This is a genomic window from Nocardia sp. CA-136227 (assembly GCF_050955695.1).
In the GTDB taxonomy this organism is placed as follows: Bacteria; Actinomycetota; Actinomycetes; order Mycobacteriales; family Mycobacteriaceae; genus Nocardia.
The window spans coordinates 5,185,742-5,207,270 of sequence record NZ_CP192081.1; the positions used below are offsets into that span (position 1 = coordinate 5,185,742).

Sequence of the window (21,529 nt, forward strand, 5' to 3'; positions counted from 1 at the left end):
CGACCAGCTACCAGCCTATCCGGTCACCGCCACCGCTTTATCCGCGCACCACCCGAGCGCCCGCTATTCGTGGGCGACCGCCGCCGACCCGGCGCTTTCGCCGCGTCCGCCCCGCTCGGCGCGGTCGTCGCCGAAGCGGGTCGCCACCACGTGTTGCTGGGCGAATGTCCAGGCATTCTGGGTGACGAAGTACAGCAGGATCGCGATCGGCATGACCGGGCCGACCACCAGCGCGCCCGCCGGAAACACCCACTGCGAGAGCGTGTTCATGATGCGCGCGGTCGAGGCCGCCGGGCCCTCGGCCGGCGCGGGCTGGCGGGCGATGGCGGCGCGGGCGGTGAAGTGGGTGGCGATCGCGGCGATCACCATGAGCGGAATCGCGGCCGCGGCAATGGTTCCGAACTCCGAACCCGCCCCGGACAGCGTGGCGGCCAGCGGCGCGCCGAACAGTTTGGCGTCCAGGAACGACTGCACCTGTCCGGCGCCGAACACGTAATTCTGGGTGTGACCGGGCTGGAAGGACCGCAGCACGTGGTAGAGCCCGATGAACACCAGCGCCTGGCCGATGATCGGCAGGAACCCGGTCAGCACATTGACCCCGGACTCCTTCTGCAACTCCTGCATGGCCAGCGCCTGCTGCTCACGGTCGCCCGCGTGCTTGCGCTTGATCTCCTGGATCTGCGGCTGCATCTCGGCCAGCTTCCGCGAGAACCGCAGTTGCGCCACGAACGGCTTGATCAGCAGTGCTCGCAGGGTGAGCACCAGGAACACGATGGCCAGCACCCAGGCCAGGCCACTGGTCGCGCCCAGCACGGACGCGAAGGCGGTGTGCCACAGCCACAGCACGGCGGACACGGGGTAATAGATGAAATCGAGCACGGGAGAACCTCGCTGCGCGGCGCCCGCACACGCGTGCGGGCGAAGGGAATTCGGGACGCGAAGCACCCGACCCGGCTACGACCGCACGGCCGTACGCGGGTCAGGCCGCGAGAACTCCCGGCGCTCGCGGCCGCGGCCGCCCCGGCGCATCCGGATTGCTCTGCCGCAGAAACGCTCCCCGCCGCCGCTTGCCGGCCGATTCCGCCGGTCCGGCACTCACCCCGGCCACCCGCAGCGGCCCGCGCGCGGACAACACCGCCGCGGTCACCGCGACCAGTGCGACCGCGCCGAGCACGATCAGCGAATCAGGATGTGCGGCACCCAGATACAGCACCGCCCACGCGGAGACCACGAGCGCGCACACCAGCAGCGCCGCCGTCCGAATCCGCGTGATCATGCGCCCGACAGTACCCGCGTTCCTCCCCCGCGGCACCCTGTGTTTCGCACCACGGGCGCCCCACATGTCTCGTTTCAGCGAGCGTTGAGGCGTGCGAGCTTGTCGGGATTGCCGATGGCGCGGATCGCGACCACGTGGTTGTCATGGGACTCCAACGCGATCACGACCATGACCTGGCCCGCGAGTGACACGACCACCCCCGGCTCGCCGTTCACCGACACGACCCGGAAGTCGGCGCCCGCTCCGAACAGAGTTCTGGCGAGCGTGACGCCGACCAGCTCGGCGCCGACCAGTGGTCCGAGGGGGGCGCCGGCGACTCGCCCGCCGGAGTCGAATTCGCCGACCACGTCGTGAGCCAGTACCTCCATCAGTGCCGCCAGGTCGCCGGTGGTGCAGGCGTGCGCAAATCTCTCGGCGACCGCGCGCGCCTGTACCGGTGAGACCTCGAACCGCGGCTCAGGGTTGTCGCGCAGCGCGGCTCGAGCACGACTGGCCAGCTTCCTGGCCGCGGCCGGTGAGCGGCCGACCACCCCGGCGATCTCCTCGAAGCTCACTCCGAAGACATCGTGGAGCACGAACGCGACGCGTTCGGCGGGGCTGAGGGCGTGCAGCGCCGCCAAGAGCGCCAGGCGCACGCTGTCGTCGAGGGTGACCTGATCCGCCGGGTCGGGATCGGTGCCGGCCGGCTCGACGAGCGGTTCGGGCAGCCACGGCCCGACGTAGCGGGCCCGGGTGCGGTCGGCGCGCAGCCGGTCGAGGCAGACTCGGCCCGCGACGGTGACCAGCCAGCCCTCGACATCGTCGATGCCCTCGCAGCCGTGGCGGGTGAGTCTGGCGAAGGTCTCTTGCACGGCGTCTTCGGCGTCGACGAGGGTGCCGAGCATGCGGTAGGAGACGTCGAGCACCCGCCGCCGGTGCAGGTGCCAAGCCTGCTCGATGATGTCGCTCATACCTACCTCCGACGAATGAGCCCGGTGAAGTGTGACCGTCACACACGACCCCGCCGACACGTCCTTAGAGATATGACCCTTACTACCGAACCCACGCGGCCTGACTGGCTTACCGCGCAGGATTGGCCCCACCCGCTGTACGCGTTCGACCTCGACGGGCGCCGCGTCGTCTACACCGATACCGGCGGTGACCGTCCGGTCCTGCTCATGGTCCACGCCGGACTCTGGTCGCTGCTGTGGGCTGATCTGATCAGCCACCTCGAGGACCGGTACCGGTGCGTGACCCTCGATCTGCCTGGAACGGGCCTCTCCGATCCCGGCGAGGCCACGGTGGCATCGGCCGCCCACACGATCACATCATTCATCGACCATCTCGGCCTCGACGCCGTGACACTGGTCGTACACGACCTCGGGGGCCTGGCCGCACTCGCCGCTGTCCACGATCGAGTCGACCGCGTGGCCGCTCTGGTGGCCATGAACACCTTCGGCTGGCAGCCCCGCGGCATACTGTGGCTCGCACTGCGATTCTTCGGCTCGGAGCTGATGCGGGAGGTCGACGCATGGCTCGGGTTGATCGCCTGGGTGAGTGCGACAAGGTTCGGTGTCGGCAGACGATGGAACCGCACCCGTAAGACCGCGTGGCGACGTGGTCTGCGCGACCGCGACCGTCGCCGGTTCTTGCACCGAATGTTTCGCGACGCGACCCGCGACCGCGCCACCGCCGCACGAGCGGCAAGCACGGTCACCGCGCTGACCGGCCGGCCGATGATGACGGTATTCGGCCGACTCGGCGACTACTTCTTCTTCGTTCGCCGTTGGCGGCGTCTGTTCCCGTACCTGACCAGAGTCACCGTCCCCTGGGGGCTGCACTTTCCGATGGCCGACAACCCGCAGCTCGTGGCCGAGGCCATCGACTGCTGGCACCGCGGCTGTGTGGTTCGTGCTCGACAGTGAATCCAGATCCCTCTGCCCGGAATCCAGGTGGCGTGGCGGTGGTGCGGTGCCTTTGTTGGATGGGAAGCTGAAGTGGCGGGTGGTTGCCGGTTGGCACATGGCAGAACCTCGGCCTCGGGTGCTCCGAGTCCTGTATGAGGGGCCCACCCGGCATCGGCACTTCAGGGCGTGATCGTCTTCTGAAAGTTCACGTCAACCTCTGAGGGCGTACGTGTTTCGGGCCCGCAGCGGTTTCGCAGGGGATGACCACATCGGGACATGGGGTTCGGATGAGGAGCTGAGCGAATGCGCATCGTGGTCGATCTGAACAGGTGCCAGGGGTACGCGCAGTGCGTTCCACTGGCGCCGGATGTGCTCGAGATGCTGGGTGAGGAGGCGCTGGCGTATGACCCCAACCCTGATGACGCGCAACGCCGGCGCGTGTTGCGGGCGGCGGCGTCGTGCCCGGTCCAGGCGATCGTCGTGGAAACGTACACCCCCGACGGGTCGGAGCCCGTTATCCCCGAGGGGCCGGAGCCCGCGGCATGAGCACCGCGTCGCTGGCCGCGGACCTGGTCAGGACGTTTCGGGCCGAGGGGCGGATCGTGATCGTGGGGGCGTCACTGGCCGGGCTTCGCGCCGCGGAGGCCTTGCGGGACAAGGGCTTCCACGGTCCTTTGACTCTCATCGGTGATGAGCCGCACGAACCGTATGATCGCCCGCCGTTGTCCAAGCAGGTCCTCGAGGGCTGGGTTCGCGCCGATCACACCAAGCTTCCCCGGATGCGGGCCATCGACGCACAGTGGCGGTTGGGTGTGGCCGCGACCGGTTTGGACCGGGTGAACAAGCAGGTTGTGCTGGCCACCGGGGATACGGTGCCCTACGACCGGCTGCTCATCGCCACCGGTGTCCGGGCACGACCGTGGTTCAACCCGGCCGAGGCCGCACTGGAGGGGGTCTTCACGGTGCGCACCTGCGATGACGCGGCCCGGCTGCAGGCGGCGCTGCATTCGAACCCGAAACGGGTGCTCGTCGTCGGCTCGGGGTTCGTCGGCTCCGAGATGGCTTCGGTGTGCCGCGAGCTGGGGCTGCCGGTGACCGTCGCCGAACGTGGAGGCGGGCCGCTGGTAGGGCCGCTGGGCGGGGTGATCGCCGACATCGCCGCCCGGATGCAGCGCGACGCCGGCGTCGACTTGCGCACCGGCGTGTCGGTGGAAGGGCTCGATGGCGACGCCGACGGGCATGTGCGCCGGGCCCGGCTGTCGGATGGGACCGTGCTGGATGTGGATGTGGTGGTGGCGTCCTTGGGGTCGATCCGTAACGTCGAGTGGCTGGCGGGGGCCGGGTTGGCCGCCGGCTTCTGGGGAGTCGGTTGCGATGCGGGCTGCCGGGCGTTCGACGTCAACGGGGTGGTGACCGACAACATTTTCGTGGCCGGGGATATCGCGCGCCAGCCGCACGTGCTGTACGAGTATCAGTTCATCTCGATGGAGCACTGGGACAACGCGGTGTTCGGGGCGCAGGTCGCCGCGAACAACATGATCAGCCTGGAGACCGAGCGCCGACCACATTTGCCGCTGCCTTCGTTCTGGTCCGCGCAATTCGGGGTGAACATCAAAGGGGTGGGGGTGTGCTCGTTCGGCGATGAGATCGTGTTCACCCAGGGCTCTCCCGAGGACTATCGCTTCGCCGCGGCTTACGGCCGCCGCGGCCGCATTGTCGGGGCGGTGACGTTCGATCATGGCAAATGGCTGCCGTACTACGCGGCGATGATCGAGCGCTCAGCACCGTTCCCGCCACCGCCGCCGGGCTACGACCGAGCACCCGACCCGTCACCGATGCCGGCCCGCTTCCCCGACCCGCGAGTGCCGACCGAGATTCCCGACGTGGTGCTGACCGGCCACGACCCCACCTCACGGGGCGCCGAGTTCCACTGGACAAGGGAGCCGGCATGACTGCAGCAACCGCCTGGGCGGAGGCGATGAAGTACGAACACCGCGCCGACCCGTATCCGTTCTTCGACGAATTGCGCCGAACCCCCGTCGCGCGAGTGGCCGAGAATCTATATGTCGTGACCGGCTACCAGGAACTGCTGGCGCTGGCGCACGACCCCCGGATCAGCTCCGACATCAGCCGCAGCCCGCTGGGCGCTGCCCTGAGCGCGGGCACCGGCCCGGAACCCGGCGCCGAGGATATGCGGGCCTACGGGCGCCGGCCGAGCATCATCGTCTCCGATCCCCCCGAGCACGATCGAGCGCGTCGGCAGGTCATGCGCCACTTCGGCCCACCGCATGCGCCCGATGTCATCCCCGGCATGGAACCGAGCATCGTCGATCTGTGCAACCGACTGCTCGACCGCATCAAGGCCGGTGGCAAGACCCGGATGGACGTCGTCGAGGATTACGCGTACCCCGTGCCGGTGATGGTCATCTGCAAGATCCTCGGGGTCCCGCTCGCCGACGAACCCATGCTCCATGCCTGGATCAACGACATGTTGACCGGCGTGGATCTGGGTCCGGACGCGACCACCGAGGAAGGCCAGGCCCGTGCCGCGAAGTCCCGTGCAAGCCGTGACGCACTCATGCACTATCTGGCCGACTTGATCGAGCAGCTCCAGCGCGAGCCCGGGCCGGGCTTGTTGTCCGAACTGATCCATGACGACGGCCCCGATGGTCCGATGCCCGCTGAGCAGGCATTGTCGAATGCGCTGCTGCTGCTCGTCGCCGGTCACGACTCGACGGTCAACACCATCGCCAATTCTGTGATGACGTTGCTGCGCAACCCCGGGTCCTACGACCAGGTACGCCACCGACCGGAGCTGCTCCCACGCGCGATCGAAGAGGTCCAGCGGCTGCAGGCCGCAGTGCAGTTCTTTCCCAGCCGCAGCGCTACCGCCGATATCGACATCGCCGGCACCGTCATCCCGAAAGGGGCAGCGGTGCATCTGATCTACGCCGCCGCCAACCGCGACCCGAACCGATTCTCCGACCCGAACCGATTCGATATCCAACGCCCCGACAACGAACACTTCGGCTGGGGCAGCGGCATCCACACGTGCCTCGGCGGTCCGCTCGCACGACTCGAAGTCAACCTCGCGATGGAGACCTTCCTACGCCGCGTCGCCACACCCCGCCTGGTCGTCGATCCGCCACCCTATCGGCGAAGCCAGATCTTCCGCGGCCCCCGACACCTGCTCATCGACTTCGACCACATCACCGACTGAGCAGCACACGACATCGGATACATCCGGCGCCGAACGAGTGTGGACTCGCTGGCCGATAAGTATCCACCGCCGTGCGGGCGTCGGGATATCTCACCAGGAAAGGACTGGCAGGCCCGCTGGAACATTCACTCCTGGCCGCAATCAGATTTCGTTTTTGGTGGCCACGCCCGTGATCAGCGGTCGAACAATCGGGGGCATGGCCCGCCACGACATTTCTTGCACGTCTTCGACCTTCAGCCCCGACGCCCGGAGCAGCTCGAGGGTGGCGCGGTTGCAATGACAGCCCTCTGCGAACCGGCGCCAAGGGCCGGCGAGGCGGTCCTGCCAAAGGGAAAGCCGAGGCGAATCGGAGCGGACGTGCTCGAGAAACAGCAGCCGGCCGCCGGGACGCAACACCCGTCCGATCTCCCGCAACACCGGATCAGGGTCATCGACGGTGCACAATACGAGCGTTGAGACGACCGTATCCACGGTTTCATCCGCGAACGGCAAGTGTTCCGCCGTTGCGTCGAGCACGCGTGCGCGAAGGCGGCTCCGACTCAGCCTCCGCGCCAACCGCGTACGCATCGCGGCCTCCGGTTCGGTCAAGATCAGCTCGTCGAGGCCGTCCGGGTAGTACCCCAGGTTGAGGCCGGTACCGCTGCCGAGTTCGACTGTCCGCCCCCTCGCACGGCTGAGCAAATTTCGCCGACGAGTGCTCATACCCGCCTTCTCGCCCATCCACAGCAGAGGGTCGTACAGTGCCGCGAAAGCCCGGGCCCACAGGTCCGAGCCTTCAACCCCTGCCGCGGGAACGGCGCCACTGCTCACAGACTTGACGGTACGCCTAGCGGCATCGTCGCATAAGTCCGGCGCGTCGAGCAGGACTCGACGGCCGTGCCCCCGCCGTGGAGTGCGGGGGCACGGGCTTCGCGACCGCTATTCGGCGACCAGGCGGCGGATGATCATCGGCTCGGCGACGATGCCCTCCAGAACCCCCGCCACGTGCTGGAAGTGGTCGGTGGCGAAGTGCTTCTCGAGGGCGTCGGCGTCCTGCCATTCCTCGACCACGACCATGTGGGCGGGGTCGTTGGGGTTGGTGAAGGGCTGGTAGGACAGGCAGCCGGGTTCGGCCAGGGACGGTTCGATCATGGCTTCCAGGGCGGTGCGCAGGCGGTCCTCGTTTCCGGCGGTGACGCGCAGTTCGGCGACGACGTGCAGGGTCATGGTGTGCTCCTCTGGTTCGGTGTGGGGTGTGTCAGTGGGTGATCGGGCCTTCGCCCGCGCCGGTGGTGCGCAGGGCGGTGGCGATGGTGTCGAGGTCGGCGGGGGTCAGGTCCAGTGTGGCGGCGTCGATCCAGCCGTCGACCTGGGCGGGGGTGCGGGCGCCGACGATCGCGCCGGTGACGCCGGGCCAGGTGAGGGTCCAGGCGATGGCGAGGGCGCCGACGGTGGTGTGGTGGGCGGCAGCGAGGGGGCGCAGCGCTTCGACCAGGGCGAGGTTGCGGTGGAGGTCGGTGGTGAATTCGGGGAAGCCCTTGCGCCAGTCGTCGTCGGGCAGGGCGGCGACGCGTTCGGCGGAGAAGGCGCCGGTCAGCAGGCCGGAGTGCTGGGGCTGGTAGACGATGCCGCCGGTGTGATGGGCTGCGGCCCAGGCCAATTCGCCCGCGGCGGCGCGCTTGATCAGGGAGAACTGGGGCTGGATGGCGTCGACGTGGGCGATGGACTCGGCGAGTTCGAGCTGTCCGACGTCGTGGTTGGACAGGCCGATGGCGCGGACCTTGCCCTCGGTGACCAGGTCGGCCATGGTCTGCCAGTACTCGTGCAGCGGGGTGACCACGGCGTCGGCCACGCCGTCCGGGTCCGAGAAGTCCAGGGAGGCACCGGTGTCGGGCCAGTGCACCTGGTACAGGTCGATGCGTTCGACGTCCAGTCGCCGCAGCGAGTCCTCGATCTCGCGGCGCACGCTGGCGGCGGCCATGATCCGCCGGGGCGCGGCGGCGCGGTCGTTCTCGTCCCAGACCAGCCCGGCCTTGGTGAAGACGAAGGGCCGGTCGGCCTCGGACAGGTCGCCGATCGCCTTGCCGACCACTTCCTCTGAGTGGCCGAGCCCGTAGACAGCGGCGGTGTCGATCCAGTTCACGCCCGCGTCGATGGCGCGGCGCAGGGTGGCGATCGAGCCGGCGTCGTCCTGCGCGCCCCAGGCGTAGCGCCAGCCCGCGCCGCCGAGTGCCCACGCGCCGAAACCGATTCGGCTGATGCGCATGTCGGTGGTCCCGAGCTGACGGGTCGGAAGGGAGGTCATGCTGTGCTCCTCGGGAGTCGGTGTCCGCCGTGGTGTGCGGCGCTGAGCACTACAGTCGTCCGATCCGGGCGCGGCAAACAGTGCGGCGTCTGCCTGGGCACGGCATGACCAGGATGAAACCCGGGGCCCGCGTGGTTACCTGGTTCCATGACCCTGGACCGTCGCGCCGAACTCGGTGAATTCCTGCGCTCCCGCCGCGCCCGGCTGAGCCCGGAGGAGGTGGGCCTGGTCTCGCACGGGGCCCGCCGCCGGGTGCCGGGACTGCGGCGCGAGGAGCTGGCGCTGCTGGCCGGGGTGAGCGTGGATCACTATGTGCGCCTGGAGCAGGGACGCAGTCTGCAGTTCTCGGAGTCGGTGCTGGACGCGGTGGCGCGGGCGCTGCGCTTGAACCAGGTCGAGCGCGACCACCTCTACCTGCTGGCCCGCCCGTGGTCGGGTGAGGAGCCGCCCGCCGCGCAGCAGGTGCGCCCGGGCTTGCGGCGGCTGCTGGACGCCGCCCACGACGTGCCCGCCTACATCGTGGGCCGCGGGGTGAGCGTGCTGGCGTGGAATCGCCTGGCGGCGGCCCTGATCGGCGATTTCGGCGCGATCGCCCCCGAGCAGCGCGACTTCCTGCACCTGGTGTTCCTGGACGAGGGCGCGAAGGACCTCTACGAGGACTGGGACGACAAGGCCGCCGACACCGTGGCGTATCTGCGGGTGGACGCCGCCCGCAATCCCGGCGACCCCCGCATCACCGCGCTGATCGCCGAAATGAACTCCGCGAGCCCCGAATTCGCCGCTCTGTGGGAACGCCACGAGCTCAAGGACAAGACCCACGGCCGCCACATCTACCGGCACCCGATCGTGGGCCGCCTCGATCTGGGCTACGAAACCCTGCGCCTGCCCGACGATCCCGATCAGGCCTTGGTCGCCCATCACGTCGAGCCGGGCTCCCCCAGCGCCGACGCCCTGCGCCTGCTGGCCTCGCTCGCCGCGGATCCGGCCACCCACCACTAGCCGACCCGGGCAGGACCCCCGGAAAGCACTGCGCCGCACCGGTGATCCGGTGCGGCGCAGGTGGTTCGAGCGATCGGGCTACTTGGTGTCGCTGTCGATCAGCAGGGAGCCGCCGCTGTCGACGACCCGCAGCGTCACCGACTTGCTGCCGCTGTTCTTGGTGCTCAGGCTGGCCAGCGAGATGTCCACGGAGCCATCGGGATTGTTGCTGTCGGTCCCGCGGGCGCCCTCGATGGTCGAGTAGCGGCTGATCGGATTGTTCGTCCAGTAGGTCTGGAACGCCGTCGCGCTGCCGTACACCTGCTGCGCGGCCGGGGTGAGCCGGGTCCACGCCTCCTGGTACCGCTGCGAGGTGAGGGCGTCGTAGAACTTGTCCACGGCGTCCGCGCCATTGCCGACGCTCACGGTCGAGGCGCTCTTGGTCTGGCCCAGGCCCGAGGGCGTGCCCTTGGTGGAGCTGGCCGAGGTCGAGGCCTTCACCGAGGTGGTGGCGCCGCCCGCGCCGGGCGAGTCGTTCGAGCCGGAGTCGCTTATCATGCCGTAGACGATGCCGCCGGCCACCACGACGACCGCGGCGAGCAGGATCCAGACCAGCTTCTTCTTGCCGCCGGGCTCCGAATCCGGTTCCGGCGCGGGGTGATTGCGGGTCGGCGGGCCGCCGTTGGGGACCGGCCGCGGCGGCGGGGTCTCGAGCAGCTGGGCCTGGCTCATGGCGCCGGTCGGGATGTCGGCGTTGGCCGACGAACGGCGTTCCATCTGCCGGGTCTGCTGGCGCGGCGCGGCGCTGCCCTGCGGGGTGATCGGGCCGGAGCGGCGGGCGGCGAGCACGCGGGTGGCCTCGGCGTCCGGGCCGACCTCGGCGAATTCGGCCATGATGTCGCGCACGTCGAGCATGCTCGGCCGGTCCTCCGGCTCGAAGCTGAGCAGGCTGAGCAGCAGGTCCGACAGCGGCCCGGCATTGCGCGGCTCGCTGATCTGACCGTTGGCCGCGGCGTAGAGCAAGGCCAGCGGATTCGGGTTGGTGCCGTAGGGCGGTTCGCCTTCCAGCGCGTGGAAGAGCGTGGCGCCCAAGGCGAAGACGTCGGCGGCCGGGGTCGGTTCGGCGCCGCGGGCGACCTCGGGGGCGAGGTAGGCGGCGGTGCCGGAGATGAGCCCGGTGGCGGTGAGGGTGACGTCGCCCTTGGACTTGGCGATGCCGAAGTCGGTGATCTTCACCGCGCCGTTGTCGCCGAGCAGGATGTTGCCGGGCTTGACGTCACGGTGCACGATGCCGGCGCGGTGCGCGGCGATCAGCGCGGAAGCCACCTGTTCGCCGATGCGCGCGCACTGCGGCAGCGGCAGCGTGCCCTGCGCGGACAGCACCACGGCGAGGCTCTGCGAGGGCAGGTACTCCATGATCAAGCACGGGTCGCCCTCGTGCTCGGTGATGTCGAAGACGACGATGGCGTTCGGATGCTGGAAGCGGGCCGCGTTGCGCGCCTCGCGCGCGGCCCGCTGCTTGACGATGTCCTTGTCCGCGTCCGACAGGCTCGGCTGGGTGAGGATCTGCTTGATCGCGACGGAACGTTCCAGCCGCTGGTCGACGGCTCGCCAGACGACACCTGTGCCGCCGCTACCAATCCGTTCGACCAGGCGGTAATGCCCTGCGATCACTTGGCCGGTTTCGATGGCACTACTCCGAGGTTCTTCGAGATGACTGTGACAATGCGGTTGCCCGCGCGTTTCCCCGCACGAGTGTAGCGGGCGACGCGCGGATCGCCGACGTCAGCGTGAGATATGGCGGAGATCTCGATGAGATCTGCGCCGCCCGTCGGCGACCCGCTTGTGACCGGGTCGGCGTATGCGCTGGTCGCGACCCATACATGACCAGACATAGACCGATCGGTTTGGTGCGTGTTTGCTCCCACACACCGATCGAGTTCAGCTACTTTTCACCGCCGCGGCCCACTCCGCGCGGACCAACCGGGCGGCGTCGTCGGCATCGAGCTCGATATCGAAGACCTCCGCGAGCACCTTGGGCAGCTCGGCGACCTCTAGCTCACGCACCTCCTCCGACCCGTCGGGATGGTGCGTGGTCCAGGTGGTGCCGTCGATCTGGTGGTGCACGTCGGGCAGGAAGCGCTGCACGAAGGGCCGCATGGTGAACGGCGAACGCGCCGAGGTGGACACGTAGTGGTTCCCGACCGCGAAATCGACCCGATACTGCGGGGTGATGGCGAAGGTGTGCCGGTCCACCCAGCCGTCCTTCCCGAACTGGTACAGCGTCCACAGCTCGCCGCCGACCGCATCGGTGGTCCGCTCCAGCCGGAAACGCCATGCGCCCGCGCCGAATTCACCGCGGTCGGGGGCCAGCTCGATCGGTTCCAGGGGGCCGAAGCCGAAACCGACGTCGCACAGCCACAGCCGGTCGTCGTCGGCGGTCTTCACCCGCAGCAGCGCGTGGGTGGGCGGGCGCAGGCCGGTCGCTCCCAGCGTGACCCGGCCGGACATGGCGGTGAACTCGAAACCGAGCCGTTCCAGCGCGGCCGCGAACAGTCCGACGTTCTCGTAGCAGTAGCCGCCGCGCCGCCGCCGGATCAGCTTGTCCTGCAGCGCCTCCACGTCCAGGGGGATGCCGCGGCCGAGGATGATCTCGAGGTTCTCGAACGGGATCGTGGTGGTGTGGGCGCGCACCAGGGCGCGCAGGGTCTCCAGGGTGGGCGTGCGCGCACCGGTGAATCCGATCCGGTCCAGGTAGGCGTCGAGGTCGAGCTCCGCGCCCAGCCAGGTGTAGGTGGGGTCCGCCGGTGTGTTCATCACTGCCTTCCTTCGCGCCCGATTCGCGTGGATCATCCGTCTTCCGTGGTGATCAACGGTAGTGGGCGCGGCTGTGTTCCGACGCGACCGGACCGCCGGGTCAGGCGTGGACGCGCGCCAGGGTGCGCAGTCCCTCGCGGTAGCTCGGATAGCGCGGCGCCCAGCGCAGTTCGGCCCGGGCCTTGGCATTGGAGGGGCGGAGCGAGAAGTCGAGCATCTGGGCCGCGGTCAGCGGGGAGGTGATGCGCATCAGGCGCGGCGGCACCCGCAGCGGCGGGCGCGCGCCGACGGCCGCGGCGGCGGCGTCGAACATGGCCTCCCAGGTGGCGGGCTCGTCGTCGACGATGTTGTACGCCTGGCCGGGCACGCCGCGTTCGAGCGCGGCCACGGTCGCGGCGGCGGCGTCCTCGACGTGCACGAAGCCGGTGTGCCCGGTGGTCGCGCTGGGCAGCGGGAACAGCCGTCGCCGCAGGGCGCGGGTGAAGGACGCGGACGCGCCGGGTCCGTAGAAGACGCCGTAGCGCAGCGCGATTCCGTCGATGCCGGGCGCCCGCCAGGCGTGGCATTCGGCCTCGTGCAGCGCCCCGATGAGGCCGTCGTTGACGTCGCCGGGGATGCGGCCGAAGGGGTCCTGCTCGGTCACCGGCCGCGGGCCGTGGTCGCGCATGCCGTAGCCGAAGATCACCGATTGCGTCAGGTACCGGCGCGCGCCCGCGCGCTGGGCCAGTTCCACCAGGTGCTTGCCGCCGGTCTCGCGTAAGGCGTTGGTGCGCAGCAGGCCCGGCGAGTGGTAGTGGGTGGGCGGCGAGTTCCGGTAGGCGGTGAGCTCGTGGATGACCGCGTCGGCGGTGAGCCGTTCGGTGGCGCGCAACAGCTCCGAGCGATCCATCACATTGGCGACCAGCGGGGTGGCTCCGAGCGTCCGCGCGACCTCCGCGCCGCGGCCGTCACGGGTGAGCGCGTACACCTGGTGCCCGCGGGCGCGCAGCGCCGTCACCAATGGCCGCCCGATCGCCCCTGTCGCTCCCGCCACCACGACTTTCATTGCGCTTCATCCCGTCTCGCCCTGCCGATGCCGGGGCCGAGCCTAGTGTTCGGCGCCCGATCGTGTGGCACGGCGGTCGGCCCACGCGGGGCGCGACGCCGGGAGCGGTAACCGGTTGCGCGCGGGACCGGCTGTCAGGCCGCGCATTTGGCGTTCGCCGGGGCCGGCGGGGCGGTGTTGACGCCCGCGCCGACATCGATGGTGTAGTCGTGGTCGCCGCCGAGGGGTTCGGTGCCCTGCAGCAGTCGCATGACCGCGCAACCGGATTCGAAGAACACCGGATTGATGCCGTGCTCGCCGGGCACGACGCGGCCGTCGAGATCGCGGCCGCTGACGACGGTGTACATGGACACCCGCTTGCCCGCGAGCATCAGCGCGGCGCGCATCTCCATCGAACTGGTGTAGGGCACCACCGTATCCGCGGTGCCGTGCACCAGCACCGCCCGCTGGACGTCGATGCGGCCGGGCATGAGCACCGGCGAGCGGTCGATGTAGGCCTGCGGGCAGGTCAGCGGAATACAGCCGCCCGCATCGCGTTCGATCTCCGGCCGCAGTTGCTTGCCGGCCAGGTTGGCTTCCAGCCAGGCGGTGAGATCCCCGGCGTGGCCGAAGGTGTCGACCCAGTAGTCGTAGGTGCCGGGCGGGGCGTAGGCGGCGGCCAGTCCGCTGGTGACGCCGCCCTGGCTCCAGCCCCACAGCACGGTGGGTCCGAGGCCGGGGTGTGCGCCGCGGTACCACTGGGTGGCGGCGACGGTGTCGCGCCAGCCCGCCCACACGTTCCACTCCCCCGTGCGCCACGCGCCGGAGTCGGAGCGCTGGTCCATGGTGACCAGGGCGGCGCCAGTGTTGTTGACGATCGAGGCCATGTAGTCGGGGAAGTCGCTCGCGCTGCCGTCGTGGCCGTGCACCGCCACGATGAGCGCGCGGGCCCCGCCCTCGGGTTCGTAGACGCGGCCGGTGGCGGTCTCGCCGTCCACGGTGAGGCTGATCGGCCGCATGGACACGCCGTCGTCGGCCGCGCCCGCGATGCCCGGTAGCCCGACCATGGCCGCCGCCACCACACTCGCGACCGCACCGATTACCCGCAACCCTCGCCGATGAGCACGCACGTCCGGCATCGTCGCATGTCCGGGCGGTCCGGTCGGGAACCCACGCCGGGCCGGTCGGCGCGCCGGAACGGATGTGCCGGGGTGTGCCCGAATCAGGCTGCCGGCGGCTAGGATTCGACCATGCGTTCGATGGATGCCGCGGAGCGGCGGGCTCGACTCGGGGTGCGGCACCGGCTGGCGGCGGCGGAACGCGGCGACACGGTCGAGTCGATCGTGCGGTCCCTGGTGGTGTTGCACGCGACCGACCCGGCCACCGTGTACCTGTCGGTCGCGGCGCGCTCGGCGGACCTGGAGACCGGCCACGTGGAGAAGTCGCTCTACGACGACCGGATCCTGCTGCGCATGCTGGCCATGCGGCGCACCATGTTCGTCGCACCCGTCGATCTGGTGCCGGTGCTGCAGGCCGCGGTCGCCGACGCGCTGGCGCACAAGCAGCGCAAGACCTATGGGCGCTATCTGGAACAGTCCGGCGCGGTGCCCGGCAATGTCGTGAAGTGGTGGAACGCGGTCGAGTCGAAGACGCACGACGCCTTGCTGGCCCGCGGGGCGGCGACGGGAGCGCAGCTGAGCAAGGCGGTGCCCGAGCTGCGAACCCAGGTGGACACCGCGCCGGGCAAGCCGTACTCCAAGCCCACCAATATCACCACCTGGGTGCTGGTCACGCTCGGCTGCGAGGGCCGAATCGTGCGCGGCCGTCCCAATGGGACCTGGTCCAGCAGCCAATACACCTGGGCGCCCATCGAATCCTGGCTGCCCGATGGGATCGCGGTCATGCCGGTCGAGGAGGCTCGCGCCGAGCTGGTCCGGAAGTGGTTGCGCGCCTTCGGTCCCGCGCCGGTGAGCGATCTCAAATGGTGGACCGGCTGGACGCTGGGCGAGGTCCGCAAGGCGCTGGCGCTGGTGGACACGGTCGAGGTGGACCTGGGCGGGGAGACCGGCCTGGTGCTGGCCGACGATCTGGAGCTCACACCCGCCCCGGAACCGTGGGCGGCGTTGCTGCCCGCGCTGGATCCCACGCCGATGGGCTGGCAATCGCGCGACTGGTATCTGGGACCGCATCAGCCCGCCCTGTTCGACCGCAACGGCAATATCGGCCCGTCGGTGTGGTGGGACGGTCGCATCGTCGGCGGCTGGGCGCAGCGACCGGACGGCGACATCGCCTGGCGGCTGCTCGAGGATGTCGGCGCCGACGCCGAGCGCGCCATCGCCGCCGAGGCGGACCGGCTGCGCGGCTGGTACGGCGAGGTCCGCCCGATCCCCCGCTTCCGCACGCCGCTGGAACGCGAACTGTCCGCCTGACCGTCCGGCCCCCGCGCACGGCGCGCCCGATGATCACGGGCGCGCCGAACGCGGTTGCTGTGCGCGAGTATTCGGAGAATTTCTGCGGGCCCCGCCACGGCGGACTGTTACTGTCGACCGTGTTGTTCGCACGATCCGGGCCCGGACTCGGGGAGGTCCACGGGTTCGGCCATTTCTTCGGAGTGTGTGTCATGGCGTTCTCGAATCGGCTGGTCTCCCCGGCTGCCCCGCGCACCGATCCGGCCGCCGCCGCGCCCGCCGGATCCCCGGACGCGCGGCCCGCACCGCATCTCACCAGGTTGCCGGGAGGGCTCGACGAGCAGTGGGGCGATGCCTTCCGAGATGCGGCGCTGGGCATGTGCGCGGTGTTGTCCGCGACCGACGGCCGTATCGATCCGGCGGCGCGGATGCGGGTCGCGCAGATGGTCGGGGCGCACGAGGTGCTCGGCCGCCGGCCCGCCGAGGACCTGCGAAACCGGTTCGAGGACAACTGCGCCCGGCTCATCATGGATCCGGCGTTCGGCCACGCCTACGTGATGGCCCAGATCGCCAAGGCCACCGAGTATCCCGACCAGGCGGCCGCCGTGCTGCGCATCGGATTGACGGTGGGGCGAACCGATGGCGAACTCGGAGCACACGCGGCCACGGTGATTCGCGAGGCATGTCAGGTGCTGCGGTTGGACCCAAGGGAATTCGGTCTGTAAAGCCCCCCTGGCTTTTGCTGGACATTGCCCGGAGCCGACGCGCATTCTTGGGTCGTTTGCTGCCCAGCGAGGGGATCCACTCTGCATGGCGATCCAAGGGTTTCTCAATATCCTGCTCGACACCGTCCACCCGAATCGGGGCTGGCGGTACTGCGGATGGTGCGAAGGCACCGGGGCCGCAGGCTATTCCGAGGCGGGTTCGGCCATCCTGTGCACCGGCTGCGGGGGCATCGGCTGGCTCGTCGACCCGCCCCTTCCCCGGGCCTGAACCGGCTCCGAGCAGCGACGCGGCCCCGGGCGAATGACACCCCGGGGCCGCGTCGACGCAACGGTTTCCGCGCTACATGTCCAGGCCGAGATCGAGCACCCGGACCGAGTGGGTGAGCGCGCCCACGGCCAGGTAGTCGACGCCGGTGCGCGCGTAGTCGGCGGCCATGTCCAGCGAAAGCCCGCCCGAGGACTCGAGTTTGGTGCGCGGCGACCGGGTGTTGCGGCGCTGCACCGCCGCCTGGGTGGCCCACAGCGGGAAGTTGTCCAGCAGTACCAGTTCCACGTCCTCGGCGAGCACGGCGTCGAGCTGTTCGAGGCTGTCCACCTCGACCTCGCACTCGATGTCCGGGTCCAGCTCCCGCACGGCGCGCAGCGCGGCGACCACCGAGCCCGCGGCCACCACGTGGTTGTCCTTGATCAGCGCGGCGTCGCCGAGACCCATGCGGTGGTTCACGCCGCCGCCGACCCGCACCGCGTACTTCTGCAGCGCGCGCAGGCCCGGCAAGGTCTTGCGGCTGTCGCGGATCCGGCATTCGGTGCCCTCGACGGCGTCCACCCACTGGGCGGTCGCGGTGGCGATGCCGGACAGGTGGCACACCAGATTCAGCAGCGTGCGTTCGGCGGTCAGCAGCCCGCGCGTCGGCGCGACCAGGCTCAGCACGGTGTCGCCCGGCTGCACCCGGGTGCCGTCCGGCACGCGCCCGGTCACCTCGTAGTTGCCCGCCCCCAGCACCTCGTCGAGCACCAGCAGCCCGACGTCCAGCCCGGCGACGGTGCCCGGCTGCCGGGAAGCCATGCCCGCCTTGGCCACCGCGTCCGCGGGCACCGTGGCCAGGGTGGTGATGTCCGGGCCGTACCGCAGATCCTCGTCGAGGGCGGTGCGGATCAACGCGACCAGTTCGTCGCGATCGAGTCCGGCATCGAGGGTCATGACAGCACTCCTTGTTCTCTGACGCCGCTCACGACGCGGCGGGGATAACGTCGCGGCCCCACGTGGGCGCCGCCTCCGCGTCCTCGGTGACCAGCTTCGGGCGGCCGTCGGAACCCAGCCGCACGGTGGTGCTGCGGCGCAGCTCCTCCCGCGGGTCCGGATAGTCCGAGCGGGTGTGGCAGCCGCGGCTCTCGGTGCGGGCCGCCGCGGCGACCAGCAGCGCGCGGGCGGTGAGGGTGAGGGCCGAATCCTCCAGGTCGCGCAGGAAGGCCGCGGCCGCGTCGGCGGGCACGCCCGCCCGATCCACGCGCGCCGGGTCGTCGGACCCGTCGGCCTCCGCCGCCCCGCGGTTCAGCGCCCACTCGACGGTGATGTCGGGAGCCTCGTTGTCGGAGACCAGGCCGAGCATGCGCAGGATGGCGGCGCGCAGCCCGTCGCCGTCGCGGACCACCCCGGCGCGTTCGGTCATCAGCTCCTGCAACAGTTTCCGGTCCGCGCGCGGGAACCGCAGCGGGCCGACCTCGGAGATCGGGGCCGACATGCCCTGCCGTTCCGCGGCGGCCGTACCCGCGCGCTCGCCGACCACCAGGCCCTCGAGCAGGCTGTTGGAGGCCAGGCGATTCGCGCCGTGCAGCCCGGTGCGGGCCACCTCACCGGCGGCGTACAGGCCGGGCACCGTGGTGCGGCCGGAGGTGTCGGTGAGGATGCCGCCGCACTGGTAGTGGGCGGCCGGCGCGACCGGGATCAGGTCGGTGGTCGGGTCGATGCCCGCCGCCCGGCACGAGGCCGTGATGGTCGGAAAGCGTTGCGGGAAGCCCTCGAGCGCGCGGGCGTCGAGGTAGACGTGGTCGTCGCCGAGCTCGTGCATGCGGGCCGCGATGGCCTTGGCCACCACATCGCGCGGGGCCAGGTCGCCGAGCGGGTGCACGCCCGCGGTCACCGAATCGCCCCGGGAATCGACCAGGATCGCGCCCTCGCCGCGGACCGCCTCGCTGATCAGCGGGCGGCGGCCGAGACCGCCGGGGGTGAACAGCACGGTCGGATGGAACTGCAGGAACTCCAGATCCGAGACCAGCGCCCCGGCCCGCAACGCCAGCGCGATGCCGTCGGCGGTCGCGCCCGCGGGATTGGTGCTGCACGCGTAGAGCTGGCCGAGGCCGCCGGTGGCGAGCAGGACCGCGGGCGTGTGCACGATGCCGAAGCCCTTGTCCGACAGCGCGATCACGCCGCGCACGCCCTCGGGTCCGGTGACGATGTCGAGGACGGCGGCCCCGAAGATCACCGGCAGTCCGGCGGCGTTCAGGGCCCGCTGCACCTCCGCGCCGGTGGCGTCGCCGCCCGCGTGGATGATGCGGCGGGTGCTGTGCCCGCCCTCACGGGTGCGCGACACCTCGCCGTCACGGCCCAGGTCGAAGACCGCGCCCAGGTCGGTCAGCGCGTCGACCGCCTGCTGACCGCCCTCGACGATGGACCGCACCGCCTCGACGTCACACAGTCCGGCGCCGGCGACCACGGTGTCGTGCACATGGGATTCCACCGAATCCCCGTCCGGCGCGACCACCGCGATCCCGCCCTGCGCGTACTGGGTCGAGGTGTCGGTGGGTCCGCCCTTGCTCAGGGTCAGCACCCGCAGCCCGTGCCGGGAGGCGGTGCGCGCGGCGGTCAGCCCGGCCACGCCACCACCCACCACGACGAGGTCGGCCTCGGCTTCCCAGGTGACCGAAATCGATGTGTTCACTTGCTCATCCCTCCCCCGACGGGGCGGGCGTGGCTACTCGCCGCCGCCCGGGTTGCCGATCTCGATCATGCGCTGCACCGAATTGCGGGCCAGGGCGGCGGTTTCGGGATCGACGTGGACCTCGTCGCGGTTCTCCACCAGGCAGCGGAGCAGGGCGGCGGGGGTGATCATCTTCATGTACTTGCAGGACGCGCGGTCGTTGACGGCCTGGAAGTCGATGCCCGGGGCGGCCTTGCGCAGCTGGTGCAGCATGCCGACCTCGGTGGCGACCAGGACCTGACTGGACTTGGCGGCCTTGGCGGCGTCGATCATGCCGCCGGTGGACAGGATGTGCACCCGGTCGGCCGGGAACTCACCCGCGCCCGCCAGGTACAGAGCCGAAGTGGCGCAACCGCATTCGGGGTGCACGAACAGCTCGGCGTCGGGGTGGGTGCGCGCCTGCTCGTTGAGCTCGTCGCCGTTGATGCCCGCGTGCACGTGGCACTCGCCCATCCAGATGTGCATGTTCTCGCGGCCGGTCACGCGCTTGACGTGCGCGCCCAGGAACTGGTCCGGCAGGAACAGCACCTCGCGGTCGGGGTCGATGGAGGCGACCACGTCGACGGCGTTGGAGGAGGTGCAGCAGATGTCGGTCAGGGCCTTCACCGCGGCGGTGGTGTTCACGTAGGAGACCACCAGCGCGTCCGGGTACTCGGCCTTCCAGGCGCGCAGTTCGTCGGCGGTGATGGAGTCGGCCAGCGAGCAGCCCGCCCGCTCGTCCGGGATGAGGACCGTCTTCTCCGGGCTGAGGATCTTGGCGGTCTCGGCCATGAAGTGCACACCGCAGAAGACGATGGTGTCCTCGGGCGCCTCCGCGGCGATCCGGGACAGGGCCAGGGAGTCGCCCACATGGTCGGCGATGTCCTGGATCTCCGGCAGCTGATAGTTGTGCGCCAGGATGGTGGCATTGCGCTCGCGCGCCAGCCGCTTGATCTCCGCCGCCCAGTCCGGGGTGGCTTCCACACCGGTGTACCCCGACGGCCCGTCGGCGATGCGCTCGGTCAGCGTGCCCACTGCTGCAGCCATGGCATGGCTCCTTCTCTCATGCGCCCGGCAACTTCGCCGATTCGCATCCACACGGTTTTCGACTTAGAATCGAAAACGTGGCCCATCGTAGCACCATCCACGAAACGCTCACCGCCGTGTTCCAGGTTCGTCGCTTCCCGGAAACCATCGGTGCAGGTGAGAGCGCTAGGGACCGGCGCAGCGCGGTCACGGATCGGTGCCCGCCCGGCCAGCGCACCGAACTCGCGGTCCTGTTGTGGGAGCGCGCCCTCGACCCCGCCAAGGACACCTGGTCACTTCCCGGCGGCCGCCTGCGCGACGGCGAGGACCTCGACGCCTCGGCCGCGCGCCAGCTCGCCGAGAAGGTCGATGTGCGCGAGCTGACCCACCTGGAACAGGTGTGGGTGTTCAGCGATCCCGACCGGGTGCCCGGCGACCGGCGCATCGCCTCGGCGTACCTGGGTTTGGTGCCGTTGACCGCCGAACCGGTGCTGCCGCCCGACACCCGCTGGCATCCGGTCTCGAACCTGCCGACCATGTCCTTCGACCACGGCACCGTCGTGCGGCACGCGCGAAACCGGCTGGCCGCCAAGCTCTCCTACACCAATATCGCCTTCGCGCTGGCGCCCGCCACCTTCACCATGTCCACGCTGCGTGAGATCTACTGCGCGGCACTGGGATACGACGTGGACACCACCAACCTGCAGCGGGTCCTGACCCGCCGGAAGGTGATCACGCCGACCGGCGAGACCGCCTCCCCCGGCCGGGCCGGCGGCCGCCCCGCCGCGGTCTATCGCTTCACCGACTCCGAGATCCGGGTCACCGACGAATTCGCGGCCTTCCGCCCGCCCGCCTGAGGCCCCCATTTTTGGTGGCAGCGGCGGCGGGTAACCCGAAAAGCGCTGCGCCCGATAGTGGAATGAACGTC

Annotated in this window: 22 protein-coding genes; 9 read left to right on the forward strand and 13 right to left on the reverse strand. The window is 70.2% G+C overall.

Features of this window, described 5'->3' with window-relative positions; genetic code table 11:
- Positions 1-63 precede the first annotated feature (63 nt).
- The 3 genes from yidC to sigJ all read right to left on the reverse strand — a co-directional run bounded on the left by yidC (position 64) and on the right by sigJ (position 2,226).
- Positions 64-879, reverse strand: a complete 816-nt coding sequence (yidC, locus tag ACQP06_RS23990; RefSeq protein ID WP_433666721.1) for a membrane protein insertase YidC — start codon at positions 877-879, stop codon at positions 64-66.
- A 100-nt stretch (positions 880-979) separates the two neighbouring features.
- Positions 980-1,276 carry a DUF6412 domain-containing protein gene (locus ACQP06_RS23995; RefSeq protein ID WP_433666722.1) on the reverse strand — a complete coding sequence of 99 codons (297 nt, stop codon included), beginning with the start codon at positions 1,274-1,276 and terminating at the stop codon, positions 980-982.
- Between the two features lie 74 nt (positions 1,277-1,350).
- The gene (gene sigJ, locus ACQP06_RS24000; RefSeq protein ID WP_433666723.1) at positions 1,351-2,226 is read right to left on the reverse strand and encodes an RNA polymerase sigma factor SigJ; all 876 of its coding nucleotides are present in this window, start codon (positions 2,224-2,226) and stop codon (positions 1,351-1,353) included.
- 72 nt (positions 2,227-2,298) lie between these two features.
- On the opposite strand from sigJ, the gene ACQP06_RS24005 reads away from it, so the two are divergent.
- The 4 genes from ACQP06_RS24005 to ACQP06_RS24020 all read left to right on the forward strand — a co-directional run bounded on the left by ACQP06_RS24005 (position 2,299) and on the right by ACQP06_RS24020 (position 6,382).
- Positions 2,299-3,180, forward strand: a complete 882-nt coding sequence (locus ACQP06_RS24005; RefSeq protein WP_433666724.1) for an alpha/beta fold hydrolase — start codon at positions 2,299-2,301, stop codon at positions 3,178-3,180.
- Positions 3,181-3,465: 285 nt separating this feature from the next.
- Positions 3,466-3,708, forward strand: a complete 243-nt coding sequence (locus ACQP06_RS24010; protein ID WP_433666725.1) for a ferredoxin — start codon at positions 3,466-3,468, stop codon at positions 3,706-3,708.
- On the forward strand, positions 3,705-5,114 hold the full coding sequence (locus tag ACQP06_RS24015) for an NAD(P)/FAD-dependent oxidoreductase (RefSeq protein ID WP_433666726.1): 1,410 nt from the start codon (positions 3,705-3,707) through the stop codon (positions 5,112-5,114). Before ACQP06_RS24010 ends, ACQP06_RS24015 begins: the two co-directional genes overlap by 4 nt.
- Positions 5,115-5,230: 116 nt before the next feature.
- Positions 5,231-6,382 (forward strand): cytochrome P450, encoded by a 1,152-nt coding sequence (locus ACQP06_RS24020; RefSeq protein WP_433666727.1) that lies wholly within the window; start codon positions 5,231-5,233, stop codon positions 6,380-6,382.
- Positions 6,383-6,523: 141 nt separating this feature from the next.
- On the opposite strand, the gene ACQP06_RS24025 is transcribed toward ACQP06_RS24020, so the two are convergent.
- The 3 genes from ACQP06_RS24025 to ACQP06_RS24035 form a co-directional block, all read right to left on the reverse strand.
- The gene (locus ACQP06_RS24025; protein ID WP_433666728.1) at positions 6,524-7,192 is read right to left on the reverse strand and encodes a class I SAM-dependent methyltransferase; all 669 of its coding nucleotides are present in this window, start codon (positions 7,190-7,192) and stop codon (positions 6,524-6,526) included.
- A 108-nt stretch (positions 7,193-7,300) separates the two neighbouring features.
- Complete coding sequence (locus ACQP06_RS24030; protein ID WP_433666729.1) at positions 7,301-7,588, reverse strand: putative quinol monooxygenase; 288 nt, start codon at positions 7,586-7,588, stop codon at positions 7,301-7,303.
- Positions 7,589-7,619: 31 nt separating this feature from the next.
- Entirely contained in the window at positions 7,620-8,666 is a 1,047-nt protein-coding gene (locus tag ACQP06_RS24035) for an aldo/keto reductase (RefSeq protein WP_433666730.1), read from the reverse strand.
- Positions 8,667-8,813: 147 nt separating this feature from the next.
- Between ACQP06_RS24035 and ACQP06_RS24040 the strand changes: the two genes are divergently transcribed.
- Positions 8,814-9,665, forward strand: coding sequence for a helix-turn-helix transcriptional regulator (locus ACQP06_RS24040; RefSeq protein ID WP_379275667.1), 852 nt, complete (start codon positions 8,814-8,816; stop codon positions 9,663-9,665).
- Positions 9,666-9,743: 78 nt separating this feature from the next.
- Here ACQP06_RS24040 and ACQP06_RS24045 read toward each other — a convergent pair whose 3' ends face one another.
- The 4 genes from ACQP06_RS24045 to ACQP06_RS24060 all read right to left on the reverse strand — a co-directional run bounded on the left by ACQP06_RS24045 (position 9,744) and on the right by ACQP06_RS24060 (position 14,615).
- The gene (locus tag ACQP06_RS24045; RefSeq protein WP_433666731.1) at positions 9,744-11,318 is read right to left on the reverse strand and encodes a protein kinase domain-containing protein; all 1,575 of its coding nucleotides are present in this window, start codon (positions 11,316-11,318) and stop codon (positions 9,744-9,746) included.
- 267 nt (positions 11,319-11,585) lie between these two features.
- Positions 11,586-12,461: an arylamine N-acetyltransferase family protein gene (locus tag ACQP06_RS24050; protein WP_433666732.1), complete on the reverse strand. Its 876-nt coding sequence runs from the start codon at positions 12,459-12,461 to the stop codon at positions 11,586-11,588.
- 100 nt (positions 12,462-12,561) lie between these two features.
- Positions 12,562-13,506 carry an NAD-dependent epimerase/dehydratase family protein gene (locus tag ACQP06_RS24055; protein WP_433666733.1) on the reverse strand — a complete coding sequence of 315 codons (945 nt, stop codon included), beginning with the start codon at positions 13,504-13,506 and terminating at the stop codon, positions 12,562-12,564.
- A gap of 134 nt (positions 13,507-13,640) precedes the next feature.
- Positions 13,641-14,615 carry an alpha/beta hydrolase family protein gene (locus tag ACQP06_RS24060; RefSeq protein WP_433666734.1) on the reverse strand — a complete coding sequence of 325 codons (975 nt, stop codon included), beginning with the start codon at positions 14,613-14,615 and terminating at the stop codon, positions 13,641-13,643.
- A gap of 120 nt (positions 14,616-14,735) precedes the next feature.
- Between ACQP06_RS24060 and ACQP06_RS24065 the strand changes: the two genes are divergently transcribed.
- The 3 genes from ACQP06_RS24065 to ACQP06_RS24075 all read left to right on the forward strand — a co-directional run bounded on the left by ACQP06_RS24065 (position 14,736) and on the right by ACQP06_RS24075 (position 16,886).
- The gene (locus tag ACQP06_RS24065) at positions 14,736-15,914 is read left to right on the forward strand and encodes a winged helix DNA-binding domain-containing protein (RefSeq protein WP_433666735.1); all 1,179 of its coding nucleotides are present in this window, start codon (positions 14,736-14,738) and stop codon (positions 15,912-15,914) included.
- Between the two features lie 191 nt (positions 15,915-16,105).
- On the forward strand, positions 16,106-16,618 hold the full coding sequence (locus tag ACQP06_RS24070; RefSeq protein ID WP_433666736.1) for a tellurite resistance TerB family protein: 513 nt from the start codon (positions 16,106-16,108) through the stop codon (positions 16,616-16,618).
- Between the two features lie 85 nt (positions 16,619-16,703).
- Positions 16,704-16,886 (forward strand): hypothetical protein, encoded by a 183-nt coding sequence (locus tag ACQP06_RS24075; RefSeq protein WP_433666737.1) that lies wholly within the window; start codon positions 16,704-16,706, stop codon positions 16,884-16,886.
- Between the two features lie 72 nt (positions 16,887-16,958).
- Here the strand turns inward: ACQP06_RS24075 and nadC are convergent, their stop codons facing one another.
- Genes nadC through nadA form a run of 3 tightly spaced genes read right to left on the reverse strand, consistent with a single transcriptional unit; the run spans position 16,959 to position 20,622 of the window.
- Positions 16,959-17,819: a carboxylating nicotinate-nucleotide diphosphorylase gene (nadC, locus tag ACQP06_RS24080; protein WP_433666738.1), complete on the reverse strand. Its 861-nt coding sequence runs from the start codon at positions 17,817-17,819 to the stop codon at positions 16,959-16,961.
- Between the two features lie 28 nt (positions 17,820-17,847).
- Complete coding sequence (locus ACQP06_RS24085; protein ID WP_433666739.1) at positions 17,848-19,557, reverse strand: L-aspartate oxidase; 1,710 nt, start codon at positions 19,555-19,557, stop codon at positions 17,848-17,850.
- 33 nt (positions 19,558-19,590) lie between these two features.
- Entirely contained in the window at positions 19,591-20,622 is a 1,032-nt protein-coding gene (nadA, locus tag ACQP06_RS24090) for a quinolinate synthase NadA (RefSeq protein WP_357095208.1), read from the reverse strand.
- A 77-nt stretch (positions 20,623-20,699) separates the two neighbouring features.
- On the opposite strand from nadA, the gene ACQP06_RS24095 reads away from it, so the two are divergent.
- Entirely contained in the window at positions 20,700-21,458 is a 759-nt protein-coding gene (locus ACQP06_RS24095) for an NUDIX hydrolase (RefSeq protein ID WP_433666740.1), read from the forward strand.
- Positions 21,459-21,529: the final 71 nt, after the last annotated feature.